The organism is Curvibacter sp. EU05-FHT14A10 (assembly GCF_058791075.1).
Genome location: NZ_JBYTDE010000020.1, coordinates 24,057 through 45,253, shown reverse-complemented (window position 1 = coordinate 45,253; position 21,197 = coordinate 24,057). Strand labels below are relative to the sequence as shown.

General features: G+C 63.1%; 15 protein-coding genes. 12 read left to right on the top strand and 3 right to left on the bottom strand.

Features of this window, described 5'->3' with window-relative positions:
• Positions 1-22: 22 nt before the first annotated feature.
• The 6 genes from AC3WUT_RS26230 to AC3WUT_RS26205 all read left to right on the top strand — a co-directional run bounded on the left by AC3WUT_RS26230 (position 23) and on the right by AC3WUT_RS26205 (position 6,504).
• The gene (locus AC3WUT_RS26230; protein ID WP_492350010.1) at positions 23-1,285 is read left to right on the top strand and encodes a Tm-1-like ATP-binding domain-containing protein; all 1,263 of its coding nucleotides are present in this window, start codon (positions 23-25) and stop codon (positions 1,283-1,285) included.
• A gap of 85 nt (positions 1,286-1,370) precedes the next feature.
• On the top strand, positions 1,371-2,036 hold the full coding sequence (locus AC3WUT_RS26225) for an HAD-IA family hydrolase (RefSeq protein WP_492350009.1): 666 nt from the start codon (positions 1,371-1,373) through the stop codon (positions 2,034-2,036).
• Positions 2,037-2,050: 14 nt separating this feature from the next.
• Positions 2,051-3,439 carry a transaminase gene (locus AC3WUT_RS26220; protein WP_492350008.1) on the top strand — a complete coding sequence of 463 codons (1,389 nt, stop codon included), beginning with the start codon at positions 2,051-2,053 and terminating at the stop codon, positions 3,437-3,439.
• On the top strand, positions 3,436-4,233 hold the full coding sequence (locus AC3WUT_RS26215; protein ID WP_492350007.1) for an SDR family oxidoreductase: 798 nt from the start codon (positions 3,436-3,438) through the stop codon (positions 4,231-4,233). The genes AC3WUT_RS26220 and AC3WUT_RS26215 overlap by 4 nt, the downstream gene beginning before the upstream one ends.
• 41 nt (positions 4,234-4,274) lie before the next feature.
• Positions 4,275-5,741: an APC family permease gene (locus AC3WUT_RS26210; protein WP_492350006.1), complete on the top strand. Its 1,467-nt coding sequence runs from the start codon at positions 4,275-4,277 to the stop codon at positions 5,739-5,741.
• Positions 5,742-5,745: 4 nt separating this feature from the next.
• Positions 5,746-6,504: an SDR family NAD(P)-dependent oxidoreductase gene (locus tag AC3WUT_RS26205; protein ID WP_492350005.1), complete on the top strand. Its 759-nt coding sequence runs from the start codon at positions 5,746-5,748 to the stop codon at positions 6,502-6,504.
• A 108-nt stretch (positions 6,505-6,612) separates the two neighbouring features.
• Here AC3WUT_RS26205 and AC3WUT_RS26200 read toward each other — a convergent pair whose 3' ends face one another.
• Together AC3WUT_RS26200 and AC3WUT_RS26195 are read right to left on the bottom strand one after the other, a co-directional pair.
• Positions 6,613-9,966: a VPA1262 family protein gene (locus AC3WUT_RS26200; protein ID WP_492350004.1), complete on the bottom strand. Its 3,354-nt coding sequence runs from the start codon at positions 9,964-9,966 to the stop codon at positions 6,613-6,615.
• Positions 9,967-11,035: 1,069 nt separating this feature from the next.
• Positions 11,036-12,979, bottom strand: a complete 1,944-nt coding sequence (locus AC3WUT_RS26195; RefSeq protein WP_492350003.1) for a sigma-54-dependent Fis family transcriptional regulator — start codon at positions 12,977-12,979, stop codon at positions 11,036-11,038.
• Between the two features lie 52 nt (positions 12,980-13,031).
• Between AC3WUT_RS26195 and AC3WUT_RS26190 the strand changes: the two genes are divergently transcribed.
• From AC3WUT_RS26190 to AC3WUT_RS26175, 4 genes are all read left to right on the top strand, one after another.
• Positions 13,032-13,289: a hypothetical protein gene (locus AC3WUT_RS26190; protein ID WP_492350002.1), complete on the top strand. Its 258-nt coding sequence runs from the start codon at positions 13,032-13,034 to the stop codon at positions 13,287-13,289.
• Between the two features lie 85 nt (positions 13,290-13,374).
• A complete protein-coding gene (locus AC3WUT_RS26185; RefSeq protein ID WP_492350001.1) occupies positions 13,375-15,519 on the top strand; it encodes a hydantoinase/oxoprolinase family protein in 2,145 nt (714 codons plus the stop codon).
• 11 nt (positions 15,520-15,530) lie between these two features.
• The gene (locus AC3WUT_RS26180; RefSeq protein ID WP_492350000.1) at positions 15,531-17,855 is read left to right on the top strand and encodes a hydantoinase B/oxoprolinase family protein; all 2,325 of its coding nucleotides are present in this window, start codon (positions 15,531-15,533) and stop codon (positions 17,853-17,855) included.
• A gap of 22 nt (positions 17,856-17,877) precedes the next feature.
• Complete coding sequence (locus AC3WUT_RS26175) at positions 17,878-18,384, top strand: acetone carboxylase subunit gamma (protein ID WP_492349999.1); 507 nt, start codon at positions 17,878-17,880, stop codon at positions 18,382-18,384.
• A 155-nt stretch (positions 18,385-18,539) separates the two neighbouring features.
• Here the strand turns inward: AC3WUT_RS26175 and AC3WUT_RS26170 are convergent, their stop codons facing one another.
• Entirely contained in the window at positions 18,540-19,004 is a 465-nt protein-coding gene (locus AC3WUT_RS26170; protein ID WP_492349998.1) for a type VI secretion system amidase immunity protein Tai4, read from the bottom strand.
• A gap of 365 nt (positions 19,005-19,369) precedes the next feature.
• Here AC3WUT_RS26170 and AC3WUT_RS26165 point away from each other — a divergent pair, with 365 nt between their 5' ends.
• Together AC3WUT_RS26165 and AC3WUT_RS26160 are read left to right on the top strand one after the other, a co-directional pair.
• Positions 19,370-20,119 carry an AAA family ATPase gene (locus tag AC3WUT_RS26165; RefSeq protein ID WP_492349997.1) on the top strand — a complete coding sequence of 250 codons (750 nt, stop codon included), beginning with the start codon at positions 19,370-19,372 and terminating at the stop codon, positions 20,117-20,119.
• Between the two features lie 139 nt (positions 20,120-20,258).
• On the top strand, positions 20,259-21,191 hold the full coding sequence (locus tag AC3WUT_RS26160; RefSeq protein ID WP_492349996.1) for a LysR family transcriptional regulator: 933 nt from the start codon (positions 20,259-20,261) through the stop codon (positions 21,189-21,191).
• Positions 21,192-21,197: the final 6 nt, after the last annotated feature.

The following is a 21,197-nucleotide window of genomic DNA, read 5'->3' as shown; positions in this document are numbered from 1 at the left end:
AGCCACCCCGGAAGACCGCACCATGAAGGCCCCCCCCTGCATCCTGCTCATCGGCACCGTCGACACCAAGAGTGACGAGATGGCCTACCTGCGCGACTGCATCACCCAGGCCGGCGGCCGCACCCTGGTGCTGGACGTGGGCGTGCTGGGCCGCGGCGGCTTTGTGCCCGACATCAGCAACCACCAGGTGGCCGAGGCCGCCGGCGTCACGTTGGACCAGGTCATCGCCAGCGGCGACGAGAACACCTCGATGGTGCTGATGGCGCGTGGCGCCACTGTCATCGGCCAGCGTCTGCTGGCCGAGGGGCGCATCAGCGGCGTGCTGGCCCTGGGCGGCACCATGGGCACCGACCTGGCGCTGGATGTGATGAACGCCTTGCCGCTGGGTTTTCCGAAGGTGCTGCTGTCCACCATCGCCTACTCGCACCTGCTGCCGGCCGAGCGCATCCCGCCCGACCTCATCATGGTGCTGTGGGCCGGTGGCCTGTACGGCCTCAACAGCCTGTGCAAGTCGGCCCTGTCGCAGGCGGCGGGCGCGGTCATGGGGGCCTGCCACAGCGTGGTGGCGCCCGACCGCCAGCGCCCCATGGTGGGCATGACCTCGCTGGGCTCCAGCGCCCTGGTCTACATGAAGCGCCTCAAGCCCGAGCTGGAGCGGCGCGGCTTCGAGCTGGCCGTGTTCCACACCACGGGCATGGGCGGGCGCGCCTTCGAGGCGCTGGCCGCCAGCGGCCGCTTTGTGGCGGTGATGGATTTCTCGTTGCAAGAGCTGGTCAACCACATGGCCGGTTCGTGCGTCACCGCCGGGGCCGACCGCCTGCGCGGTGCCGGCCGGGCAGGTGTGCCGCAGATCGTGGCCCCCGGCGCCACCGACATGGTCGACTATGCCGCCTGGGCCCCCCGGCCCGAGGGCTATGCCGGCCGTGCCGAACATGCCCACAACCGCCTGTTGTCCTCGATCAGCATCAGCCCCGAGATGCGCCGGCGCGTGGCCCGCGAGATCACCACCCGCCTGGCTGAGGCCCAAGGCCCCACCGTGCTGCTGCTGCCCACCCAGGGCATCGAAGGCTGGGACCGCCCCGGCGAACCCCTGCACGACCCCGAAGGCCTGGCCGCCCTGGTCGACGAGCTGCAGGCCAGCGTGGCCCCAGGCACCCGCCTGCAGGCCTTGCCCGCGCACATCAACGACGCGGCTTTTGCCGATGCCGCCCTGCAGGTGTTCGACACCTGGCTGGCCCAGGGCCTGATCCCCAACCCCCTGGCAGCGCCTGTGGTGACGGCCTGAGGCCCAGCCTCTTGTCGGCCTCTACCAGTCACTTCCAGCCCCATTCAGACCCTGCTTTTTGCCACCTCTTTGGCCCCAGCTCTTCATGACTTCTCAAGCCCTGGTCCTTGATTTTGGCGGTGTCATCAGCCGCACCCTGTTCGAAACCCATGCCCTGTCGGAACAGGCGCTGGGCCTGCCCCCCGGCACCCTGCGCTGGCGCGGCCCCTTCGACCCCGCCAGCGATCCGCTGTGGCAAGACATGCAGGCCGACCGCATCACCGAGCGCGACTACTGGATGCAGCGCACCCGCGAGGTGGGCGCCTTGCTGGGCGAGCACTGGGACCGCATGGAAACCTTTGTGCAGCGCGCCCGCGGGGCCGATGTGCAGGCCGTGATCCGCCCCGAGGCCGTGGCCGCCATCCAGGCCGCCCAGGCCGCAGGCTGCCGGCTGGCCGTGCTGTCCAACGAGCTCGACTTGTTCTATGGCGTCGATTTTCGGCATCGCCTGCCGCTGATGGACTGTTTTGAGGTGGTGGTGGACGCCACCTACACCCAGATCCTCAAGCCCGACCCGCGTGCCTACGCCCTGGTCACCGAGGCCCTGGGCCTGCCGCCCGAGCGCTGCGTGTTCGTCGACGACCAGGCCCGCAACATCGCCGGTGCCCAGCGGGCCGGCTGGCAGACCGTGCACTTCGACGTCATGCAGCCCCGCGCCTCGTTTGCGGCCGCCCTCAACCTGCTCGGCCTGGCCGCCCCCTCACTCTCCTGAAGCCCCTCCCTCTTATGACCGACACCCTCAATGGCGTCAGCATGGCCCGCGTGGCCGACCTGATGCAGCAAGAACAGGCCCTTTATGCCCGCACCCGGGCCGCCAGCCGGGCGCTTTACCAGCAGGGCCAGCAAAGCTGGCTGTATGGGGCCCCCTCGCACTGGATGCGCCGCTGGATCGGCGGCTGGCCCATTTACGTGGCTGACCGCCCGCACGACTACGGCGTGCGCTTCAGCGATGTCGATGGCAACCCTTATGTCGATTTCTGCCTGGGCGATACCGGCGGCATGTGCGGCCACGGCCACCCCGCCATCGTCGAGGCCATGACGCGCCAGGCCCGCATCGGCACCTCGCTGATGCTGCCCGGCGGCGATGCCGATTGGGTGGGCCAGGAGCTGGCGCGCCGCTTCGGCCTGCCGTACTGGAACCTGACCACCTCGGCCAGCGACGCCAACCGCGCCTGCATCCGCCTGGCCCGCATGGTGACCGAGCGGCCCCGGGTGCTGGTGTTTTCGGGCGCCTACCACGGCAGCGTTGAAGAGGCCCATGTGGAGCTGCGCGAGGGCGAGGTGCACATGCGCAACAACATCCACCACAACTTCTTTCCGCACGATGCGCTGAGCTGCGTGATCGAGTTCAACGACATCCCGGCCCTGGAGGCCGCGCTGCGCCAGGGCGATGTGGCCTGCGTGCTGGCCGAGCCGGCCATGACCAACTACGGCATGATCGCGCCCGACCCCGGCTACCACGAGGCCCTGCGCCGCCTCACCCGCGAGACCGGCACCCTGCTGCTGATCGACGAAACCCACACCTTGAGCAGCGGCCCCGGCGGCTACACCGCCCTGCACGGGCTGGAGCCCGACATGTTCGTGGTCGGCAAGGCGATTGCCGGCGGCATCCCGGCCGCGGCCTTCGGCCTGAGCCAGGCCACGGCCGAGCGGGTGTGGCAGGTGCTGCCCAAGCTGCCGCCCACGGCGCGCCAAAGCGCCCACGCCGGCTTTGGCGGCACGCTGGCCGGCAATGCCCTCACCGTGGCGGTGATGCGGGCGGTGTTGTCCGAGGTGCTCACCCCCGAGGCCTTCGAGCGCATGCTGGGCCTGGCCCAGCGCCTGCAGCAGGGCGTGAACGCCACCATCGCGGCCCACGGCCTGCCCTGGCATGCCACCTGCGTGGGCGCCCGGGTCGAGACCCTGTTCGCCCCCGATGCCCCGCGCAACGCCAGCGACGTGAAGCGCCACCGCAACCCCGATCTGGAGGCCTTGCTGCACCTGTACCTGATGAACCGCGGCGTGCTGATCACCCCTTTCCACAACATGATGCTGTGCTGCCCCGGCACCCGCAGCGACGACGTGGACCGCCACAACGCCGTGTTTGCCGAGTTTGTGCAAGAGGTGTGCGCATGAGCTTGCCCGAGTTTGGTCTTGAAGGCCGCGTGGCCCTGGTCACGGGCGGCGGGCGCGGCATTGGCGCGGCCATCGCCCAGGTCATGGCCCGCGCCGGGGCCCGCGTGCTGATCGCCAACCGCAGCGCCGAGGCTGGAGCGGCAGTGGCCGCTGGCATCGTGGCCCAGGGCGGCCAGGCCCAGGCCATGGGCTGCGACATCGGCCAGGCCGCCGAGGCCCGCCGCGCCGTGGCCGAGGCCGTGGCCCGCTTTGGCGCACTCGACATCGTGGTGCACAACGCGGCCATCAACCCCTGGGCCTCACTGGAGCAGCTCAGCGAGGCCGACCTGGCCCACACCCTGGCCGTCAACCTGCAGGCCTGCTTCTGGCTCACCCAGGCGGCGCTGCCGCACCTGCGCAGGCAGGGCGGGGGACGCATCCTGGTCACCTCATCGGTCACCGGGCCGCGTGTGGCCATGCCGGGTGCGGCCCACTATGCCGCCAGCAAGGCCGGGGTCAACGGCTTCATCCGTGCTGCGGCCCTGGAGCTGGCGCCCGAGCGCATCACCGTCAATGGCGTCGAGCCCGGCTACATTGCCAAGCAGGGCGGCAGCCTGCTCTCCAACCCCGAGCGCGCGCGGCGCATCGCGGCCCACATCCCGGCTGGCGAGCTGGGCCGGCCCGAAGACATTGCCTACGCCATGTGCTACCTCGCCAGCCCGGCGGCCCGCTACATCACCGGCCAGACCCTGGTGGTGGATGGCGGCTCGACCCTGCCCGAGAGCCCGTTTTTCAGTGAAACCGCCCCCGCCTGAGCCCCAAACACAGCAATGCAGCCCTGCAGCAAGGCCCTGACATGAACTCTCTTCATCAACGACTGCAAGCCCACCTTGACCACGGCGTGGTGGGCTTCCCCACCGCGCTGGCCACGGCGGTGGGCCTGGTCATGGCCAGCCCGGTCATCCTCACGGCCACGGCCGGCTTCTCGATCGGCGGTGTGAGCTTTCTGCTGGCCATGGGCATCGCCTTTGTGCTCATGCAGCTGCAGGCCACCACCTTTGCCGAGGCCGCCGCCATGCTGCCCACAGCCGGCTCGGTGTACGACTACATCGCCTGTGGCCTGGGCCGCTTCTGGGCCATCACCGGCACGCTGGCGGCCTACATGCTGGTGCATGTGTTTGCCGGCACGGCCGAGACCATCCTCAGCGGCGTGATGGCCACCGTCAACTTTCCGGCCCTGCACGGCCTGCTGGTCGACCACCACGCCACTTGGGCCGTGGGCGTGGTGATGGTGCTGCTGTTCGGCGGGCTCAACTACTTTGGCATCACCGCCTTTGCCAAGGTCGAGATCGTGCTCACCGTCTGCATGTGGGTCACCCTGGTGTGCTTCGGCTTGTGCGGCCTGATCCAGGCGCCCGTGGTGCAACTCGATGGCTTTTTTGGCCAGTCGCAGGTGGGCACCGATGCGTACTCGGTCATGTCGCTGGTGGGCATGGCCATGTTCATGTTCCTCGGCGGCGAATTTGTCACCCCGCTGGCGCCCGAACTCAAGCGCGCGCACCGCCTGATCCCGCGCGCCATGATGCTGGGCCTGGTGCTGGTGTGGCTGTGCATGGTCATCTGGGGCGCCGCCATGGCGCGCCAGGTGCAAAACGTGGCGCTGGACGCCCAGGGCAGCGTGCACCTGCTCGAAACCCCCGATGCCATCCCCGTGTTCGCCCAGACCCTGATGGGCCCGGCCGGCCGCTTCTGGTTGGGCATCGCCTTTCTGCTGGCCGGGGCTGCCACCATCAACACCCTGATGGCAGGCTTGCCGCGCATCCTGTGTGGCATGGCCCGCGAGGGCGCCTTGCCCGCCATCTTCGGGCGCCTGCACCCGCGCCATGGCAGCCCGGTGTTTGGCATCGTGGTGTCGGTGGCCATCCCCATCGCCCACACCTTGCTGATCCAGGGCGACTTGGACCGCATCATGCCCCTGGTGCTGGCCGCCGTGTGCTCTTGGGGCTTTGCCTACCTGCTGGTCAATGCCTCGGTCATCGTGCTGCGCCTGCGCCGCCCCGACCTGATGCGCGCCTACCGCTCGCCCTGGTTTCCGCTGCCGCAGGTGCTGGCCTCGGCCGGCATCGCCGTCGCCATCTGGTTCATCACCCCGCCCAACATGAACCCGCACGACATCTACGTACCCTTTGGCGTGATGCTGGGCCTGACCGCGTTGTATGCCGCCGTCTGGACGCGCTACGTCAAAAAGCTGCCCCTGTTCAGCCCTGTGCCGGTCGAAGAGGTGCTGGAGCGCGAACTGCAACGTTGTACCGAAGAGGCCTGAAACCATGCCGATCCTGAAATCACGAATCGCCCTGGTAGTGGGCGCTGCCACCGGCATAGGCGCCGCCGTGGCCCGCCGCCTGGCCCGCGAGGGCGCCACCGTGGTCGCCTGCGGCTGGCCCTGCCCCGAAGGCCCGCACAGCCTGCCCTGCGACGTGACCCAAGACGAGCAGGTGCAGGCCACCGTGGCCGAGGTGCTGCGCCGCCATGGCCGCATCGACATCCTGGTCAACGCCGCCGGCGTCATCGCCAAAGACAGCGCCGCCACCATCGTCGACGCCGTGTGGGACCGCCAGCACGACATCAACCTCAAGGGCACCCTGCGCGTGATGCGCGCCGTGCTGCCCGCCATGCAGGCGCAAGGCGCAGGCAGCATCGTCAACATCGCCTCGGTGGCCGCCTTCAATGCCGGGGCCGACTCGGCCAGCTACGCCGCCAGCAAGGCCGCCGTGGTGGCCCTCACCCGCTCGGCCGCCCAAAGCTACGCCCCCCAGGGCATCCGCGTGAACGCCCTGTGCCCCGGCTGGGTCGACACCCCCATGGCCGCCGCCGAAATGGCCGAGATGGCCGCCGAACTCGGCATCACCGAAGCCGAAGCCCGCGAGCGCACCGTCGCCCGCATCGGCCTGGGCCGCATGGCCAGCGCAGATGAGATGGCCGGGGCCTGCCTGTTTTTGTGCGGGCCCGATGCGTCGTTTGTGACGGGGATTGCACTGGTGGTGGATGGGGGGAGTCGGGTGGCGGCGGGGGTGAGGGCGGTTTGAGGGGGGCTGGTTTGGGCTGGGTGCGGACTTACGTCGGATGGGAGCGAATGAATACTATCGGCTACAAGCAGTAATTCGTTCTGGTGGCACAAGGCAGTTAGCCGTTGATCATTTGCCCGATACCAGAACGTCGTCGGTACCCATCAGTTTTTGGGATAAGAGCTCTTCAACCTGATCGACAAACTCAGCCAGTGCACCCTGCTTGCCTATGCCCTCCGAACGCCAATCGACCATTGGCCTAACCATGGCTACCTCACTGGCGTCCCGCGACAATTGGTCCAGCGCGCGGTCAGTGATACCTCGCTCAAGCAAGTAGTACTGCACCCATTTAGTAAATGCCAGTATCCACATCGCGACTGCTAGGGCGCCGTCCCAACGTGACCAGTCGGAGGTACTAGCTAGGGGCTGTTGTACGATCCGCCTCTGTCGATTCAGAATTGGTTGTAACAACTTTACGCTGGCCTGTTGTCGTTCGGAACTGCTGAACGCGAAAAGGAACGCGATGATATTGGTCGTCTGGCCCTCACGCGCCCGATCAAATGTCTGCGGCATGTCTTTCAGCTGGGGTTCTAGCATGTCTATCAGCTCCTGCATCCATATCTCACATGCTTCATCAGTGCTGGCGCGGCTGCTTTGCAACAAAGGAAACACCACATCCTGAAACAGCCACGGCTCGGTCCAAGCCAGTTGCCGCATGTGCCCGCGCATGGAGTCGACCAGAAGCCTCAACTCTTTCACAGGGATCGTTGGCGGCAGTGTTTCGTGTAGTGCCGCGACTAGGTCTTTGTAGATTTCGGCTCTTTTTGAATTTTGTGCTGAGTGATGAATCATCCACCCCAGGGCACGCACCCGCTCCGGGGCACTGAAGTCGGTTATCAACTTCAGGACTGTAGCAACCCCACCTGGATTTAGGAGTTGTATTTCAATCGCACTCAGTCCTAACCATTGCAGCAGACCATTGCCGCTGCGAACGAGCCTATCCTGCTGCCCATTGCTGATGTCGAACTGTACGGACATCGAAATCTCGCTGACGATTTGGCTCAACAAGGACAGCCGCACCACGTCCGTGCCTTGAGGCTCCACAGGAACGTGCGCCACCTGGGATTCGGTGATCGTTAGGAGAGCATCTGGGGCATACCACCACAGGAACTTGATAGCAAAGTACTCCGACCAAGTTAGGACTGGGTATTTTGTTGGATGGAAGAAATGATGTGGGTGATAGGGGCTGTGCAGCAGGGTTTCGACCGATTTACGAAAGAAACTGGTGTCCGTCACAACCAATTCCTTGTCCGACTCGTCATGCTCGCGATTGAATGACGTCTCGATGAACCGCGCCAGAAACTCCAGAAAGGCAGGCTCGGACTCGAGCTCGTGAGAGCGACTATCCCCGGCATTTGAATGGGCGAGTACTTCGCCGAGGACTTCCCAGGCATCGTTGAAATCTGCGAATTCGCCCGCTTGCCGGGCGAGACAATTGTTCAAGCCCGCTGTCCCAGGTAGCGCGAGCGAGTCATCTTTGAGCAGTGAAAGCGCAGCCATCCGCACTTTCAAAGGATTGCCGCTCAAGCGTTGTAGCGATGGCTCGCCGGTCCATACACTCAGCAAGTCGCCTGCCAGGGCCATATCAAGGAGGCGTAAGGGCTCGTAGCGGCGCTGCGCCTTCGGTGACTCCATAGAGTCGAAGAGAATCCGTATGGAGTGATTCTCGGTGTCGCCTTTGTTCTGCGCAGACATTGCCTCAGTCACCAGCCCAGCTTTGTATTTCTCGACCTCGAGCAGGACATCCGCCGGGATAGGAGTGACCATCAACGGATAGTTTTCGGCCGCTTTCTGAAACGAGTTGGACAGGTTGAAACCTGCCACCGGTAGGTTGTCCGATCCCATGATCAGGATGTAGCGATCATGCAGCCGACCTTCCTTCAAGCCGCAGATGCGCAACTTGATACGTTCCAAAAAGTGGCTGCTCTGCTCGCAGTTTGCCAGCAGATTGTTAATTCGGCCTATGGTGGGCTTGTCGGATTTGCCCGGCGTGGCTTCGCCTTCAGCGGACGGTTTGGGTAGGGACGTAAAGACAATGTAGTCGGCCTTCGGTGCCGCACAGAGCAACACTAGACCTAAGCCGGTGGTATCGAAATAGGGATCGAAAATAGCCACTTGGTGAAGCTGATGCTTCGCCAGCAACGCCCTGAACCACTCCACGAATTGCAACCGTCCCTCGCCATCGCCTTGGCTCCAACGCAGAAAGAATCGCCCCTCTGACTTCGGTGGATGGAGCCGAGCAAAAAGGGATACGAGATCGCGATTGGCCGGCACCCACGGGTCCGCCTTACGACTGCCGATGCGGTTGACGAAACCCAGATCGCCGCGATTGATTGTCAGGGCTGCCTTCACGCGCGCCGATGCAGACGGCCGCCTAGCGGCATTTTCCAGCCAATCGAATTTGACGGGACTGGCCCCATGGCTCACCAAATGCCCCTGCAGAAGTATCTCCCGAACGTATCCGATCCTCCACCGGCAACACAGTGTGCCTGCGCAGGATTGGTCGCCATGGAACCCGAAGATCTCTAGCTCGGTGCTGTCGGTTATCTCACGTAGTTGTTTGCCCAGTTCGAATTTACACTCGAATACATTTTCTGCATCTGGCTTTGCTGTGGTGATGCCTGAGTAGACGATTTGGCCATCGTTCGTAATGCACAGGCGGAACTGGAAGCTACTGAAAATCGGCACCTGCATCGGATTGAAGCGAGTGATCAGGGCACACGGAGCATCGTCCCAGCGCGTGATCAGCAGGGGTCGTTCCTGGTCGTCTAGCGCAGGAAAAACCAGCAACTCGAGGTCGCCGAAGCGGGTGGTGTCGACGCCACCGAAGTCCAGACCTGTATCAGCGTTGAGGTCCTTGACCACCGATTTAATCAAGTCAACATCGTAGTCCTGCCCAAGGCGAAACAGCGCCCCTTTATCGGGCTGGCAGATTGCTGCGCTGAAGGCTCCAGCACCGCCATGTGGGCTGGAAGGAGAATGCGGGTCATACGCATCGCGGTTGAGCAGGTAAGCGACCGGGCGATAGACCAAGTCATCAGCGGCGAGTAAGGTTGCGCCAAACCGTGCTTTCAGCTTACTCAAAAGCTCGAGCTTCAGGTCGTCACTGATTGCCGAGATGGTTCGTCCGTCGCTTAACTGCCTCAGGAGTTCCGAGCAGTGCCCGCTTTTGACGTACAGGTTGAGCCGGATAACCTGTACCTGGACTTGCCCGCTGGTATGGAAATTGTCTTCGTCGGGTGCTGACCATCGGTCGTTTGAGTAGGAATAGGGGAGTAGACGCCCGTAGAGGATGCGATTTTCAATCGCTTGTTCGGACTTGATCTGAAGGATCCACAACTGCAACGCGCAGTGGCGGGTATCCCCAGAAAACAGCCGTGTCAACCGGCCGTCGTTGAGCAGATCATCTAGTACAGAAGCCATCTCTTTTCCTTGCGCGCGCCACGTTGGCAAAGTGATAAGCACTTTGCCGATCGCAACATAGCGCACCTTCTAGCATTCAATCAGCCGTCCTGTAACATTCACAGGGCCACAATTGAGCTGCTTTTTGACAAGCCTGCTGCAGGTCACCGGGCCTAGACCAGCCATCCAGCGAACAACTACAAAGCCGCCTTTCGGTTCGATCTCCTGCGGATCATCTCTCGGTGTGCCTGAATCTGTGCAATTTCACAAACATGCACTTTGGCGCATTGAGTGCAGGATGTAGTCGTTCGAAGCGAATTCGGTCACGGGCCGGTTGCAGCAAGCGTACGACACAGTTGACTGAGGTAGGTACATGGTGCGGGATCGCTCAAGCAAGAAGACCCCAGACGAGCGCTACTACTACGGGCTCAAGAAGATGCTCCGTCGCTTCAAGGTCGACGTCCCAAAGCGCGTCTGGTTTGATCTCTGGCACCAACACGTAGATTGGGAGGGGTTTGGTGATCTCAGTTGGCGCCACAAGCGTAGGCATCTCTCCATACGTCCTTCGGACGTTGACAAAGGCAAGACTTGAACTACTGAGTTCCGGGACGCCGTACCAACTCTTTGCCACCGTTCACACCTGTGAGTCGGCTAACAACGCGGTCTACGTGCACACGCCAAATCCGAATGGCACTCAGTTTCCATGTGAGCTTTCTGGTCAGCCTTTGGAGACAATGCCTGCGTTACTCGCCGGCCGAGTGGACCCAACGCAATACCAAATTTTTGCGAGTCACCATGCTGAGGGCACGACATACGTCATCCAACTTCGCACTTGACCTCTCTGCTTAACTGACCAGTTGTGGCAAGCCGCAATCTGTGACGTACCTCGAATGTTCAGCAGCTATTTTCTCAATCTGCCACTGGCTGCTTGTGGCCGATACTGGCCCTACACAAGCATACCGCCAGGGGCTACACCCGTTGCGGCAGGAGGAGCAAGCAGCTTTCCCAGCCGGTGCTTCAAAGGCAAGCCCGTACCGTGTTGGCTACGAACCTTAGGTGATTCAGCGCTGGCGAGGTGCGAGAAATTGAATCACGCGCGAGGAGAAGGAGAGTTCGCACGAATCACCGCAAGCTTCACGTAGAGCGTGCTCCTGGCGATGCCCAGCATGCGCGCCGCTGCGGCCATGTTGCCGCGCGATTTTTCTACGGCGTCCAGTATCGCGTGCTGCGCCAGGTCTTCCAGCCGGCCGGATGAGGAGGCCGAAAGGGCTGGCGTCAACCCGTGTGATGAGCCATCGGCTGCCTGGGCGATCGTGGGAGGCAAGGTGGTCAGCTCGATCGTGTCGCCATCGGTCAGCACAAAGGCGGCTTCGAAGACGTTCTGCAATTCTCGGATGTTGCCGGGCCAACGGTAGGCGCGCAGAGCCTGCAGCGCTGCAGGGGTCAGGTATTTGGGGGGGCAAGCGTACTTGTCGGCCAGCTTGTGGTTCAGGTAGTCGACCATCGCGTCGAGATCGCCGGGGCGATTGCGCAAGGCGGGCAGTGTCAAGCTCAGGACGCATAGCCGGTGGTAGAGGTCTTCACGAAAGCGCCCACCGGCCACTTCCTGCCGTAGGTCACGGTGGGTGGCGGTGATCAGGCGTACCGACACCTGCCGCTCACGGGTGTCGCCCAGCCGGACGACGACGCCATCTTGCAACACGCGCAACAGAGGCGGCTGCATGTCGAGCGGCAATTCACCGATTTCGTCCAGGAACAGGGTGCCACCGTCGGCTTGTTCGAATCGGCCGGGCATGCCACTGCGCCGTGCCCCCGTGAAGGCCCCTTCGGCATAGCCGAACAGCTCACTGGCCACCAACTCTCGCGTGAGGGCACCGCAATTCACCGCCACAAAGGGCCCTTTCGGGTTAAGGCCGGAGCGGTGCAGCGCCCGCGCGAAAAGCTCTTTGCCTGCGCCGGTTTCTCCTTGCAGCAGGACCGGCAGGTCCAGTCTGGCCATGCGACGGGCGCGCTCCTTGGCGGCTTGCAGAACGTCGCTGTGGCCGATGATGTTGGCAAATGCGTCCATGCTTCGGGCCTGTGCAGGGGCCGCTGGAGCCCCCGCGGGGGCTGGGGACGGGGCCGGGGGCGCCGGGATCACCAGCAGGGTGCCTAGTTCGCCCTCCTGGTCGAGGATGGGATGGAGCCACTGCGGGCTCAACCAGTTGGGGCGCAGGCGATCGCGTTCGGTTGCCGGCTGATTCAGGTCGAGTGCGTCCAGTTGCACCCCGACGGCCAGGGGGTGGCGAACGCCATGTGTGCTCCACACCTCTGGCAGGGGGCCATTCGCCCGGATGATGCGCCCGCGATGGTCGCACAGCACCAGGCCGTCGTTCGAGTAGCGCCCGAAGTGTTCAAGTGAGCGGCTCAACAAGCGCCCTTGCAGCAGCCCGTCTCGGCGGGCGATTTCGCCTTCGATCTGGCGCGCAGCGGTCATGACCAGGCCCAGGGTGTGACCATGAAACGACTCCTTGACGCCAGACACATCCAGCACGCCCAGCATGGCGCGACTGACGGGGTCGCGGATCGGCGCTGCCGCGCAGGTCCAGCGCTTGACATCCAGGCAGAAGTGTTCGTTGGCATGGATCTGCACCGGCCCGCCCGTCGTGATCGCCGTGCCGATGGCGTTGGTGCCGATCACTTCTTCGGACCATTGTCCCCCTACGGCCAGATTGATGGCCTCGCCCACGCTGCGGACCCGGGTTTCGCCCGCCAGCATCAGGATGATGCCCTGCGGGTCGCTGAGCATGATCAGCGTGCCGCATTCTTTCAGGATGTCGCGCAGCCCCTCCAGCACCGGTCGGGCCGCATCACACAGGTCGCGGTTTTGCCAGGTCAACTGGCTGATGCGCTCGCCAGTGGCGCAGGGGGCGCATTGGCTGCCGGGGTTGACTGCCTCACTCAGGCAGCGTTGCCACGAATCCAGCACCACGCTGCGCACACCCGTATCGCTCAGCATCTGGCCCTGCACAAGACGCTCCCAGGCGGTGCTCACGATGAGGTCGTCACCGATTCGGGGTATCAGGGAACCGCATTGAGAGAAGGGCATGGCACAGACCGTATGGAAAAGGACGTCAGGCACAAAGGGGGGCGAGGCGGTCAAGTTATTCGCCCGCTTCGATGAAGTCAACTGGACGATCACTGATCCCGCTTTCTGGTTGAACGCTGAATGTTGGGCCAAGCGTCCGGATTCCGGACACCTGACGTCATGCGTCAAAAACCGGACAGCGGCCGGACGGGGCATCAGTGCTTTCCCGGAGCGTCTGATTTCTACTATGTTATTGATTTTAAAGGGGTTTATTTAATTTTCCAGAAAAGAGTGGAGGTGGCACATCCGTTGCAATGCAGTCGCTGTGGGGCATCCCACTTCGACTCAAGATAGGAGACAACATGCAAGTGCAATCCACCGTCCAGGTGATGGGCATCGACGCCGGCGGCACGATGACCGACACCTTTTTCGTGCGCGACGACGGCCGCTTCGTGGTCGGCAAAGCGCAGAGCAACCCCGGCGACGAATCTCTGGCCATCTACAACTCGTCGGTCGACGCCCTGGCCCACTGGGGCCGCAGCGTGGACGAGGTCTACCCCGAGCTGGCGACTTGTGTCTATTCGGGCACGGCCATGCTCAACCGTGTCCTGATGCGCAAGGGGCTGGACGTCGGTCTGATCTGCAACAAGGGCTTCGAGCAGATTCACTCGATGGGTCGCGCGCTGCAAAGCTACCTGGGCTATGCGCTCGAAGACCGCATCCACCTCAATACCCACCGCTACGACGATCCGCTGGTGCCGGTGTCGCGCACGCGCGGCGTGACTGAGCGCACTGATGTGCAGGGCCAGGTGGTGATCCCCTTGCGCGAAGACGAGGTTCGCCAGGCCACACGCGAGTTGGTTGCAGCCGGCGCCCAGGCCATCGTGATCTGTCTGCTGCAGTCGCACAAGAACGCCAAGAGTGAACAGCGCGCCCGCGACGTCGCCAAGGCCGAACTGGCCAGCCTTCAGGCGGACATCCCCGTTTTTGCATCGGTGGACTACTACCCCTCGCGCAAGGAAAGCCATCGGATGAACACCACCATCCTCGAGGCCTATGGCGCCGAGCCTTCACGGCAGACGCTCAAGAAGGTGTCGGACCGCTTCAAGCACCACGGTGCCAAGTTCGACCTGCGGGTGATGGCCACCCATGGCGGCACCATCAGCTGGAAGGCCAAGGAGCTGGCCCGCACCATCGTGTCGGGTCCCATCGGCGGCGTGATCGGCTCCCGGCTGCTGGGCGAGGCGCTGGGCGACGAGAACATCGCCTGCTCGGACATCGGCGGCACCAGTTTTGACGTGGCGCTGATCACCAAGGGCAATTTCGCCATCAAATCCGACCCCGACATGGCCCGCCTGGTGCTGTCGCTGCCCTTGGTGGCGATGGACTCGGTGGGTGCGGGGGCCGGAAGCTTCGTGCGGCTGGACCCTTACAGCAAATCGATCAAGCTGGGGCCAGACTCGGCCGGCTATCGGGTCGGAACCTGCTGGCCGGAAAGCGGGCTGGACACGGTATCGGTGTCTGATTGCCATGTGGTGCTGGGCTACCTCAACCCTGACAACTTCCTGGGCGGTGCGATCAAGCTGGATGTGCAGCGTGCGCGTGAGCACATCAAAGCGCAGATCGCCGACCCGCTGGGACTGTCGGTGGAAGATGCCGCAGCGGGTGTGATCGAACTTCTCGACTTGACGCTGTCCGAGTACCTGCGCGCCAACATCAGCGCCAAGGGCTACAACCCGGCCGATTTCACCTGTTTCTCGTACGGGGGCGCCGGCCCCGTCCACACCTATGGCTACACCGAGGGTGTGGGGTTCAAGGACGTGGTGGTGCCCGCCTGGGCGGCCGGATTCTCGGCCTTCGGCTGCGCCTGTGCCGATTTCGAGTACCGCTACGACAAGTCGGTGGATCTGGGTGTGGCTCAGCACGCCCCCGTCGCCAGCAAGGAGGCCGCTTGCCAAGCCTTGCAGCAAGCCTGGTCTGAACTGGCCGTGAAGGTGATCGACGAGTTCGTGCTGAACGGCTACCGCGCCGAGGATGTGCTGCTGATCCCCGGCTACAAGATGCAGTACATGGGCCAGTTGAACGATCTCGAAATCGTGTCGCCGGTGAGCCGGGCCGCGACGGCGGCCGACTGGGATCAGATCGTCGATGCCTTTGAAGCGACCTACGGCCGGGTGTACGCCAACTCGGCGCGCTCGCCCGAGCTGGGATTTTCGATCACCGGGGCCATTCTGCGCGGCATGGTGGCGACCCAGAAGCCGGTGCTGCCCGAAGACCCGGATGCAGGCCCCACGCCCCCCCAGGAGGCCTACCTGGGCACCCGTCCGTTCTATCGCCACAAGAAGTGGGTGGACGCCGCGCTCTGGAAGATGGAAGGCCTCAAGGCTGGCAACCACATCACCGGCCCGGCCATCATCGAATCGGACGCCACCACTTTTGTCGTGCCCGATGGCTTTGAGACCTCCGTCGACAAGCACCGCCTGTTCCACCTCAAGCAAGTACTGTAAGGAGACACACCATGAACATGATGAGCAACAAAGAAGTGGGCTTTGCCGATCTGCTGAAAAACGGCCAGACCCTGAAAGAGTTCCGTGACGGCATCATCGAGCGGACCCAGGCCACGGGCTGCTACAACGGCCTCACCCGGCTTGAGTTCCGCGACAGTGATCCGATCCGCTACGAAAAGCTGTTCTCCAAGCTGCGCGGCGGCCTCGTCCACGCACGCGAAACCGCCAAGAAGATCGCGGCCAGCCCGATCGTCGAGCAAGAGGGTGAGCTGTGCTTCACGCTCTACAACGCGGCGGGCGATTGCGTGCTGACCTCCACCGGCATCATCATCCACGTTGGCACCATGGGCGCGGCGATCAAGTACATGATCGAGAACAACTGGGAGACCAACCCGACGATCAACCCGGGGGACATGTTCACCACCAACGACTGCGCCATCGGCAACGTCCACCCCTGCGACATCGCCACCATCGTGCCCATCTTCTGGGAGGGGAGGCTGATCGGCTGGGTTGGGGGCGTGACCCATGTGATCGACACCGGCTCGGTCACCCCAGGTTCGATGTCCACCGGCCAGACCCAGCGCTTTGGCGACGGCTACATGATCACCTGCCGCAAGACTGGCATTCGCGATGAGCCGCTGCGCGACTGGTTGCACGAATCGCAGCGCTCGGTGCGCACGCCCAAGTACTGGATCCTTGACGAGAAGACCCGGATCGCCGGCTGCCACATGATCCGTGAACTGGTCGAGGAGGTGATCCGGGCCGATGGGCTGGAGGCCTACGAGAAGTTCGCCTTCGAGGTGATCGAGGAAGGGCGGCGCGGCCTGATGAGCCGGATCAAGGCCATGACCCTGCCCGGCAAGTACCGTAAGGTGTCCTTCGTCGACGTGCCCTACAAGCACGAGGATGTGCAGGTGTCCAACGCCTTTGCCAAGCTCGATTCCATCATGCATTCCCCATGCGAGATGACGATCAAGGCCGACGGCAAGTGGCGGCTCGACTTCGAAGGCGCAAGCCGCTGGGGCTGGCACACCTTCAATGCCCATCAGGTGGCTTTCACCTCCGGCATCTGGGTGATGATGTGCCAGACCCTGGTGCCCACGCAGCGCATCAACGATGGCGCCTACTACGCCACCGAGTTCCGCCTGCCCAAGGGCACCTGGTGCAACCCCGACGATCGCCGCACCGGCCACGCCTATGCCTGGCATTTTCTGGTCTCGGGCTGGGCGGCCTTGTGGCGCGGCCTGGGCCAGTCCTACTTCAGCCGGGGCTACCTGGAAGAGGTCAATGCTGGCAACGCCAACACCTCTAACTGGCTGCAGGGCGGCGGCATCAACCAGGACGGCGAGATTCACGCGGTCAACAGCTTCGAGGCCAGCTCTTGCGGCACGGGCGCCTGTGCGGTGAAGGACGGCCTGAACCACGCAGCAGCCATCTGGAACCCGGAAGGGGACATGGGTGACATCGAGATCTGGGAAATGGCCGAACCGCTGCTGTACCTGGGTCGGAACGTGAAAGCCAACTCCGGTGGGTACGGCAAGTACCGCGGTGGCTGCGGGTTCGAGACGCTGCGCATGGTGTGGAACGCGCAGGACTGGACCATGTTCTTCATGGGCAACGGCTACATGAACAGCGACTGGGGCATGATGGGCGGCTACCCGGCGGCCACCGGCTACCGTTTTGAAGCCCATGGCACGGGGCTGGAAAAGCGCATCGCGCAAGGCGATTCGCTGCCCCTGGGCGCCGACCTGGACCCCGGCCGGCCAGACTACGAGAACCACATCAACGCCACCGCCCGGATCAAGCGCGACAAGCAGTGCATCACCACCGAAGACTGCTATGCCAACCATGACCTTTACCTCAACTACCTTCGCGGTGGCCCGGGATTTGGCGACCCGATCGACCGCGAGCCCAAGGCGATCGAGGCCGATCTGAACCAGAAGTTTTTGCTGCCGGAATACGCACAGAAAGTCTACGGCGCGGTGTTCACCCAGGATGCCCAAGGCGTTTACGTGGTCGACGAGGGCCAGACCCAGGCTCGACGCGCCGCCATGCGCAAGGAGCGCCTCGCGCGGTCCGTGCCGACCCGAGAATGGATGAAGGAAGAGCGCGAGCGCATTCTCAACAAGCATGCCTCGACCCAGGTGCAACACATGTTCGCCACCAGCTTTGCCCTGTCTGAGAAGTTCACCCGCTCGTTCAAAGACTTCTGGAGCCTGCCGGCCGACTGGCAACTGCTCGAAGAAGAGCTGGGCGTGCCCACCTACGGCTCCAAGCACCGCATGGATCTGTCGCTGCTGCCTGACGTGACCACCGTCGTCCAGGTCGAAGAGTAAGCACCGCCTAAAGGAGTTTTAAATGTCCACTTACACCAATGAACAAGTCGCCCACCTGGTCGAGGGCACCCTGGACTGGGAAACCACCTTCCGCATGCTCTCCATGCCCAAGGACAACAGTCGCTTTGTGCAATACCTGGCCGCCCTTCAGGGCAAGGTCAAGTTCAAGGAGCGCATCGTTCTGCCGCTGGGGCCCCACCTCTACATCGTGCAGTCGATCCAGACCAAACAGTGGGTCAATCAGTGCGATTGCGGTCATGTCTTCTGCGATTACCGCGAAAACTGGAAGCTGCATGCCAACCTCTATGTGCGCGACACGGAAGAGGCCATGACCGAGGTCTACCCCAAGCTGATGGCGCCGGACACCCAGTGGCAGGTGTACCGCGAGTACTACTGCCCCACGTGCGGCACCCTGCATGATGTGGAGGCTCCGACGCCGTGGTACCCGGTGATTCACGACTTCGAGCCCGACATCGAAACCTTCTACCAGGAGTGGATGAACCTGCCGCTGCCTGAACGCGCTGCCTGAGCGCGCCGACTGAGGTGTAGTCCCCGGCATCCCCCCTGGTATCCCAATAGGGGGGACGACGGCCAGTACCGGAACCGGGGGCCGTCGCTCAGCTTGCTGGATGGCGATCCGTACCCATGCGTTGGCCAGCGCCCCGATGCTGAACGTGCTCATGCTCACTTCGGCTTCGCAGACGGCGGATTGTCTTGGCGGTATGTGCGCCTGGGGTTGATGACCACGCGCTTGACCAGCGAGTCCAGTTCCTTGCTGTGGTACAGATCCAGGCATTTCAGGAAATCGAACCGGACACCCTTGATTTCTGATTCGGCCAGCGGATTTTGGTAATCGCGTGCCAAATACTTGTTCACCAGCGGGATGACCTCAACGTGATAAGGATGCTTGTCCCAATCGTAGTGAGTCCAGTCTCGAAGGGCGCTGACGCTGCTTCCTGCATCCGTTGTGGTTTGTCGTTCCTTGCTGTACGCGGTGGCGATGCACTCAGCAAGGACCATGTCCATGTAGTTCTGGGCATAGGTTCGAGTGCCTGCCTGCGGTGAATTGAGCACTTCCTCCTTGGCATGACTGCTCGACGCAAAAAGCCCCAGGATCAGCAACAGCTTGCAAGCCAGCCCATTTTTCATGGCAGGCTCCAGAAAAGAGGGTCGAGCCATTGGTCATCCTTCTTTTCGGGTTTCAGAAAAATCGTCGTGCTGCAGTTTCCGACGGTCGTTTCGGCCACGTTCGCCTTGTTGACCAGCTCGGCCGGCCCTTCGTCGTTTCGTGTGGAACAAGACAAGTCTTGGCGCTGGCCCACACCTCGCTCTGCGACATCGGCGAGAGACGGCAAACGCTACACCGCAACCCATCACCTGTGAGGGCGTTTGACTTGCAACCTGCCCAAAATCAAGCTGGCCAGTGCTCTCAAAATGGCACCGGTTCAGGCAGACCTCACACGGTTCGGCTTATCCTGAAGCTCTTGTGGAATGCACGCACTGCGTTGAGCCTCATGATTTCATCTCAGTTTGTCAGCCGAATCACCCTGCGCCGAGACAAGGTCGATTCGTTCGATCGCTACCCTTTTTGTCTTCCGGCCGTGCGCTCACTTGAAAGCATTGACCTGCATCCGAAGGTCACCTACTTTGTTGGCGAAAACGGATCAGGCAAATCCACTTTGCTCGAAGCCATTGCTGTGTCGCTCGGTTTCAATGCCGAGGGTGGGTCCAAGAACTTTCGCTTCGATACCCGTCGCTCCCACTCTGAACTGCATGAGTACCTTCGGGTGGCCAAGGGGTTTCGGCGGCCACGTGACGGCTTTTTCTTGCGGGCAGAAAGCTTCTTCAATGTGGCAACCGAGATCGAGAATCTGGATGGCGAGCCGGCTCCTGGCCCCTTCGTTATCAGCTCCTATGGCGGCCGATCCTTGCATGAGCAATCTCACGGTGAGTCTTTTATGGCACTGCTGACGGAGCGATTTGGCGGGCAGGGCATCTACATCCTCGACGAGCCTGAAGCGGCCTTGTCGCCACAAAGGCAATTGGCGGTCCTGCGGCGGATTCATGATCTGGTGCTCGACAACTCGCAGTTCATCATTGCCACCCACTCGCCCATTTTGATGGCCTACCCTGAGTCGGTCATCTACCTCTGCGGCAAAGAGGGCGTGCAGCCGGTGGCGTACCAAGACACCGAGCATTTCCGGGTGACGAGGGACTTTCTGGCCGACCCGAATCGCATGCTGCTAGAGATGATGGCGCGGTGATCAGTCAGGCACCGATGGCTGCCATCGGCGATTGGACGGTCCGTGTCGGCCTTGACACCCCTGTACAAGCAGCCACCCACCATTGCGACTAAAGTCGCCCGCTGAACCTTGCGTGCTCTGCGGCCTGTCTTACTCAGTCATGAACCAACTCGATTCAATGCGTGCCCTGCTCAGTGTGGTGGACCAGGGCGGGTTTGCGCCTGCTGCGCAGGCCCTCAACACCTCGCGGGCCAAGGTCACGCGGCTGATCCAGGATTTGGAGGCGGCGCTCAACATCCGGCTGTTGCAACGCACCACCCGCACGCTGTCGCTGACCGAGGCGGGCGAGGTGTATGTGGCGCGCATCCGGCCCTTGATCGAGGGGCTGGATGCCGCCAACGATGAGGCCAGTACCAGCGGGCGCACACCGGGCGGGCTGTTGAAGGTGCAATCGTCGCTTGATTTTGCGGCGGCCCAGTTGATCCCCCGGGTGCCGCGGCTACAGCGCGTGTACCCTCGGCTGGAGATCGAGGTCAACACCAGCGACCGACACCTGGAGGCGCCCGATCTCAAGTCGGATGTGACTGTGCTGTTCAGCCGTCAGGGCCTGGCCGATGGCGACTACACCGCCGTCAAGCTGGGCACCACCCATGCCTTGCTCTGTGCATCGCCCCGGTATCTGGAGGCCTACCCGGCCCCGGCGCATCCCTCAGAGCTGGCGCAGCACGCCTGTCTGTTCCCCAAGGGCAAGGGCCTGCCCGAGGTGTTGCGGTTTCACCCGACGGGCCCCGGGGCGCAGCCCGGTGTGGATGTGCGCCCCGGGCCGGCCCGTTTTCACTCGCACAGCCCCGAGGCCCTGTACATGGCCGCATTGCAGGGCATGGGCATCATCGGCATGCTCTCTGCCCATGCCCAACCGTACCTGCAGAGCGGGGCGCTGGTGCGCGTGTTGCCCGGCTGGGTGGGTCAATCGTGGCAGGTGTGGTTGGCCTTCACCGGCCGCAAGCATGTGCCGCGCAAGGTTCAGGCCTTTCTGGCCTTTCTCAAATCCGAATTTGGCGATCCTGAAGCAGATCCCTGGCAAGGGGCATGAACTGGG

Bases quoted from the DNA above. Each gene is read 5' to 3' on its own strand.
- AC3WUT_RS26230 (WP_492350010.1), top strand. From the start codon at position 23: ATGAAGGCCCCCCCCTGCATCCTGCTCATCGGCACCGTCGACACCAAG.
- AC3WUT_RS26225 (WP_492350009.1), top strand. From the start codon at position 1,371: ATGACTTCTCAAGCCCTGGTCCTTGATTTTGGCGGTGTCATCAGCCGC.
- AC3WUT_RS26220 (WP_492350008.1), top strand. From the start codon at position 2,051: ATGACCGACACCCTCAATGGCGTCAGCATGGCCCGCGTGGCCGACCTG.
- AC3WUT_RS26215 (WP_492350007.1), top strand. From the start codon at position 3,436: ATGAGCTTGCCCGAGTTTGGTCTTGAAGGCCGCGTGGCCCTGGTCACG.
- AC3WUT_RS26210 (WP_492350006.1), top strand. From the start codon at position 4,275: ATGAACTCTCTTCATCAACGACTGCAAGCCCACCTTGACCACGGCGTG.
- AC3WUT_RS26205 (WP_492350005.1), top strand. From the start codon at position 5,746: ATGCCGATCCTGAAATCACGAATCGCCCTGGTAGTGGGCGCTGCCACC.
- AC3WUT_RS26200 (WP_492350004.1), bottom strand. From the start codon at position 9,966: ATGGCTTCTGTACTAGATGATCTGCTCAACGACGGCCGGTTGACACGG.
- AC3WUT_RS26190 (WP_492350002.1), top strand. From the start codon at position 13,032: ATGGCACAGACCGTATGGAAAAGGACGTCAGGCACAAAGGGGGGCGAG.
- AC3WUT_RS26185 (WP_492350001.1), top strand. From the start codon at position 13,375: ATGCAAGTGCAATCCACCGTCCAGGTGATGGGCATCGACGCCGGCGGC.
- AC3WUT_RS26180 (WP_492350000.1), top strand. From the start codon at position 15,531: ATGAACATGATGAGCAACAAAGAAGTGGGCTTTGCCGATCTGCTGAAA.
- AC3WUT_RS26175 (WP_492349999.1), top strand. From the start codon at position 17,878: ATGTCCACTTACACCAATGAACAAGTCGCCCACCTGGTCGAGGGCACC.
- AC3WUT_RS26170 (WP_492349998.1), bottom strand. From the start codon at position 19,004: ATGAAAAATGGGCTGGCTTGCAAGCTGTTGCTGATCCTGGGGCTTTTT.
- AC3WUT_RS26165 (WP_492349997.1), top strand. From the start codon at position 19,370: ATGATTTCATCTCAGTTTGTCAGCCGAATCACCCTGCGCCGAGACAAG.
- AC3WUT_RS26160 (WP_492349996.1), top strand. From the start codon at position 20,259: ATGAACCAACTCGATTCAATGCGTGCCCTGCTCAGTGTGGTGGACCAG.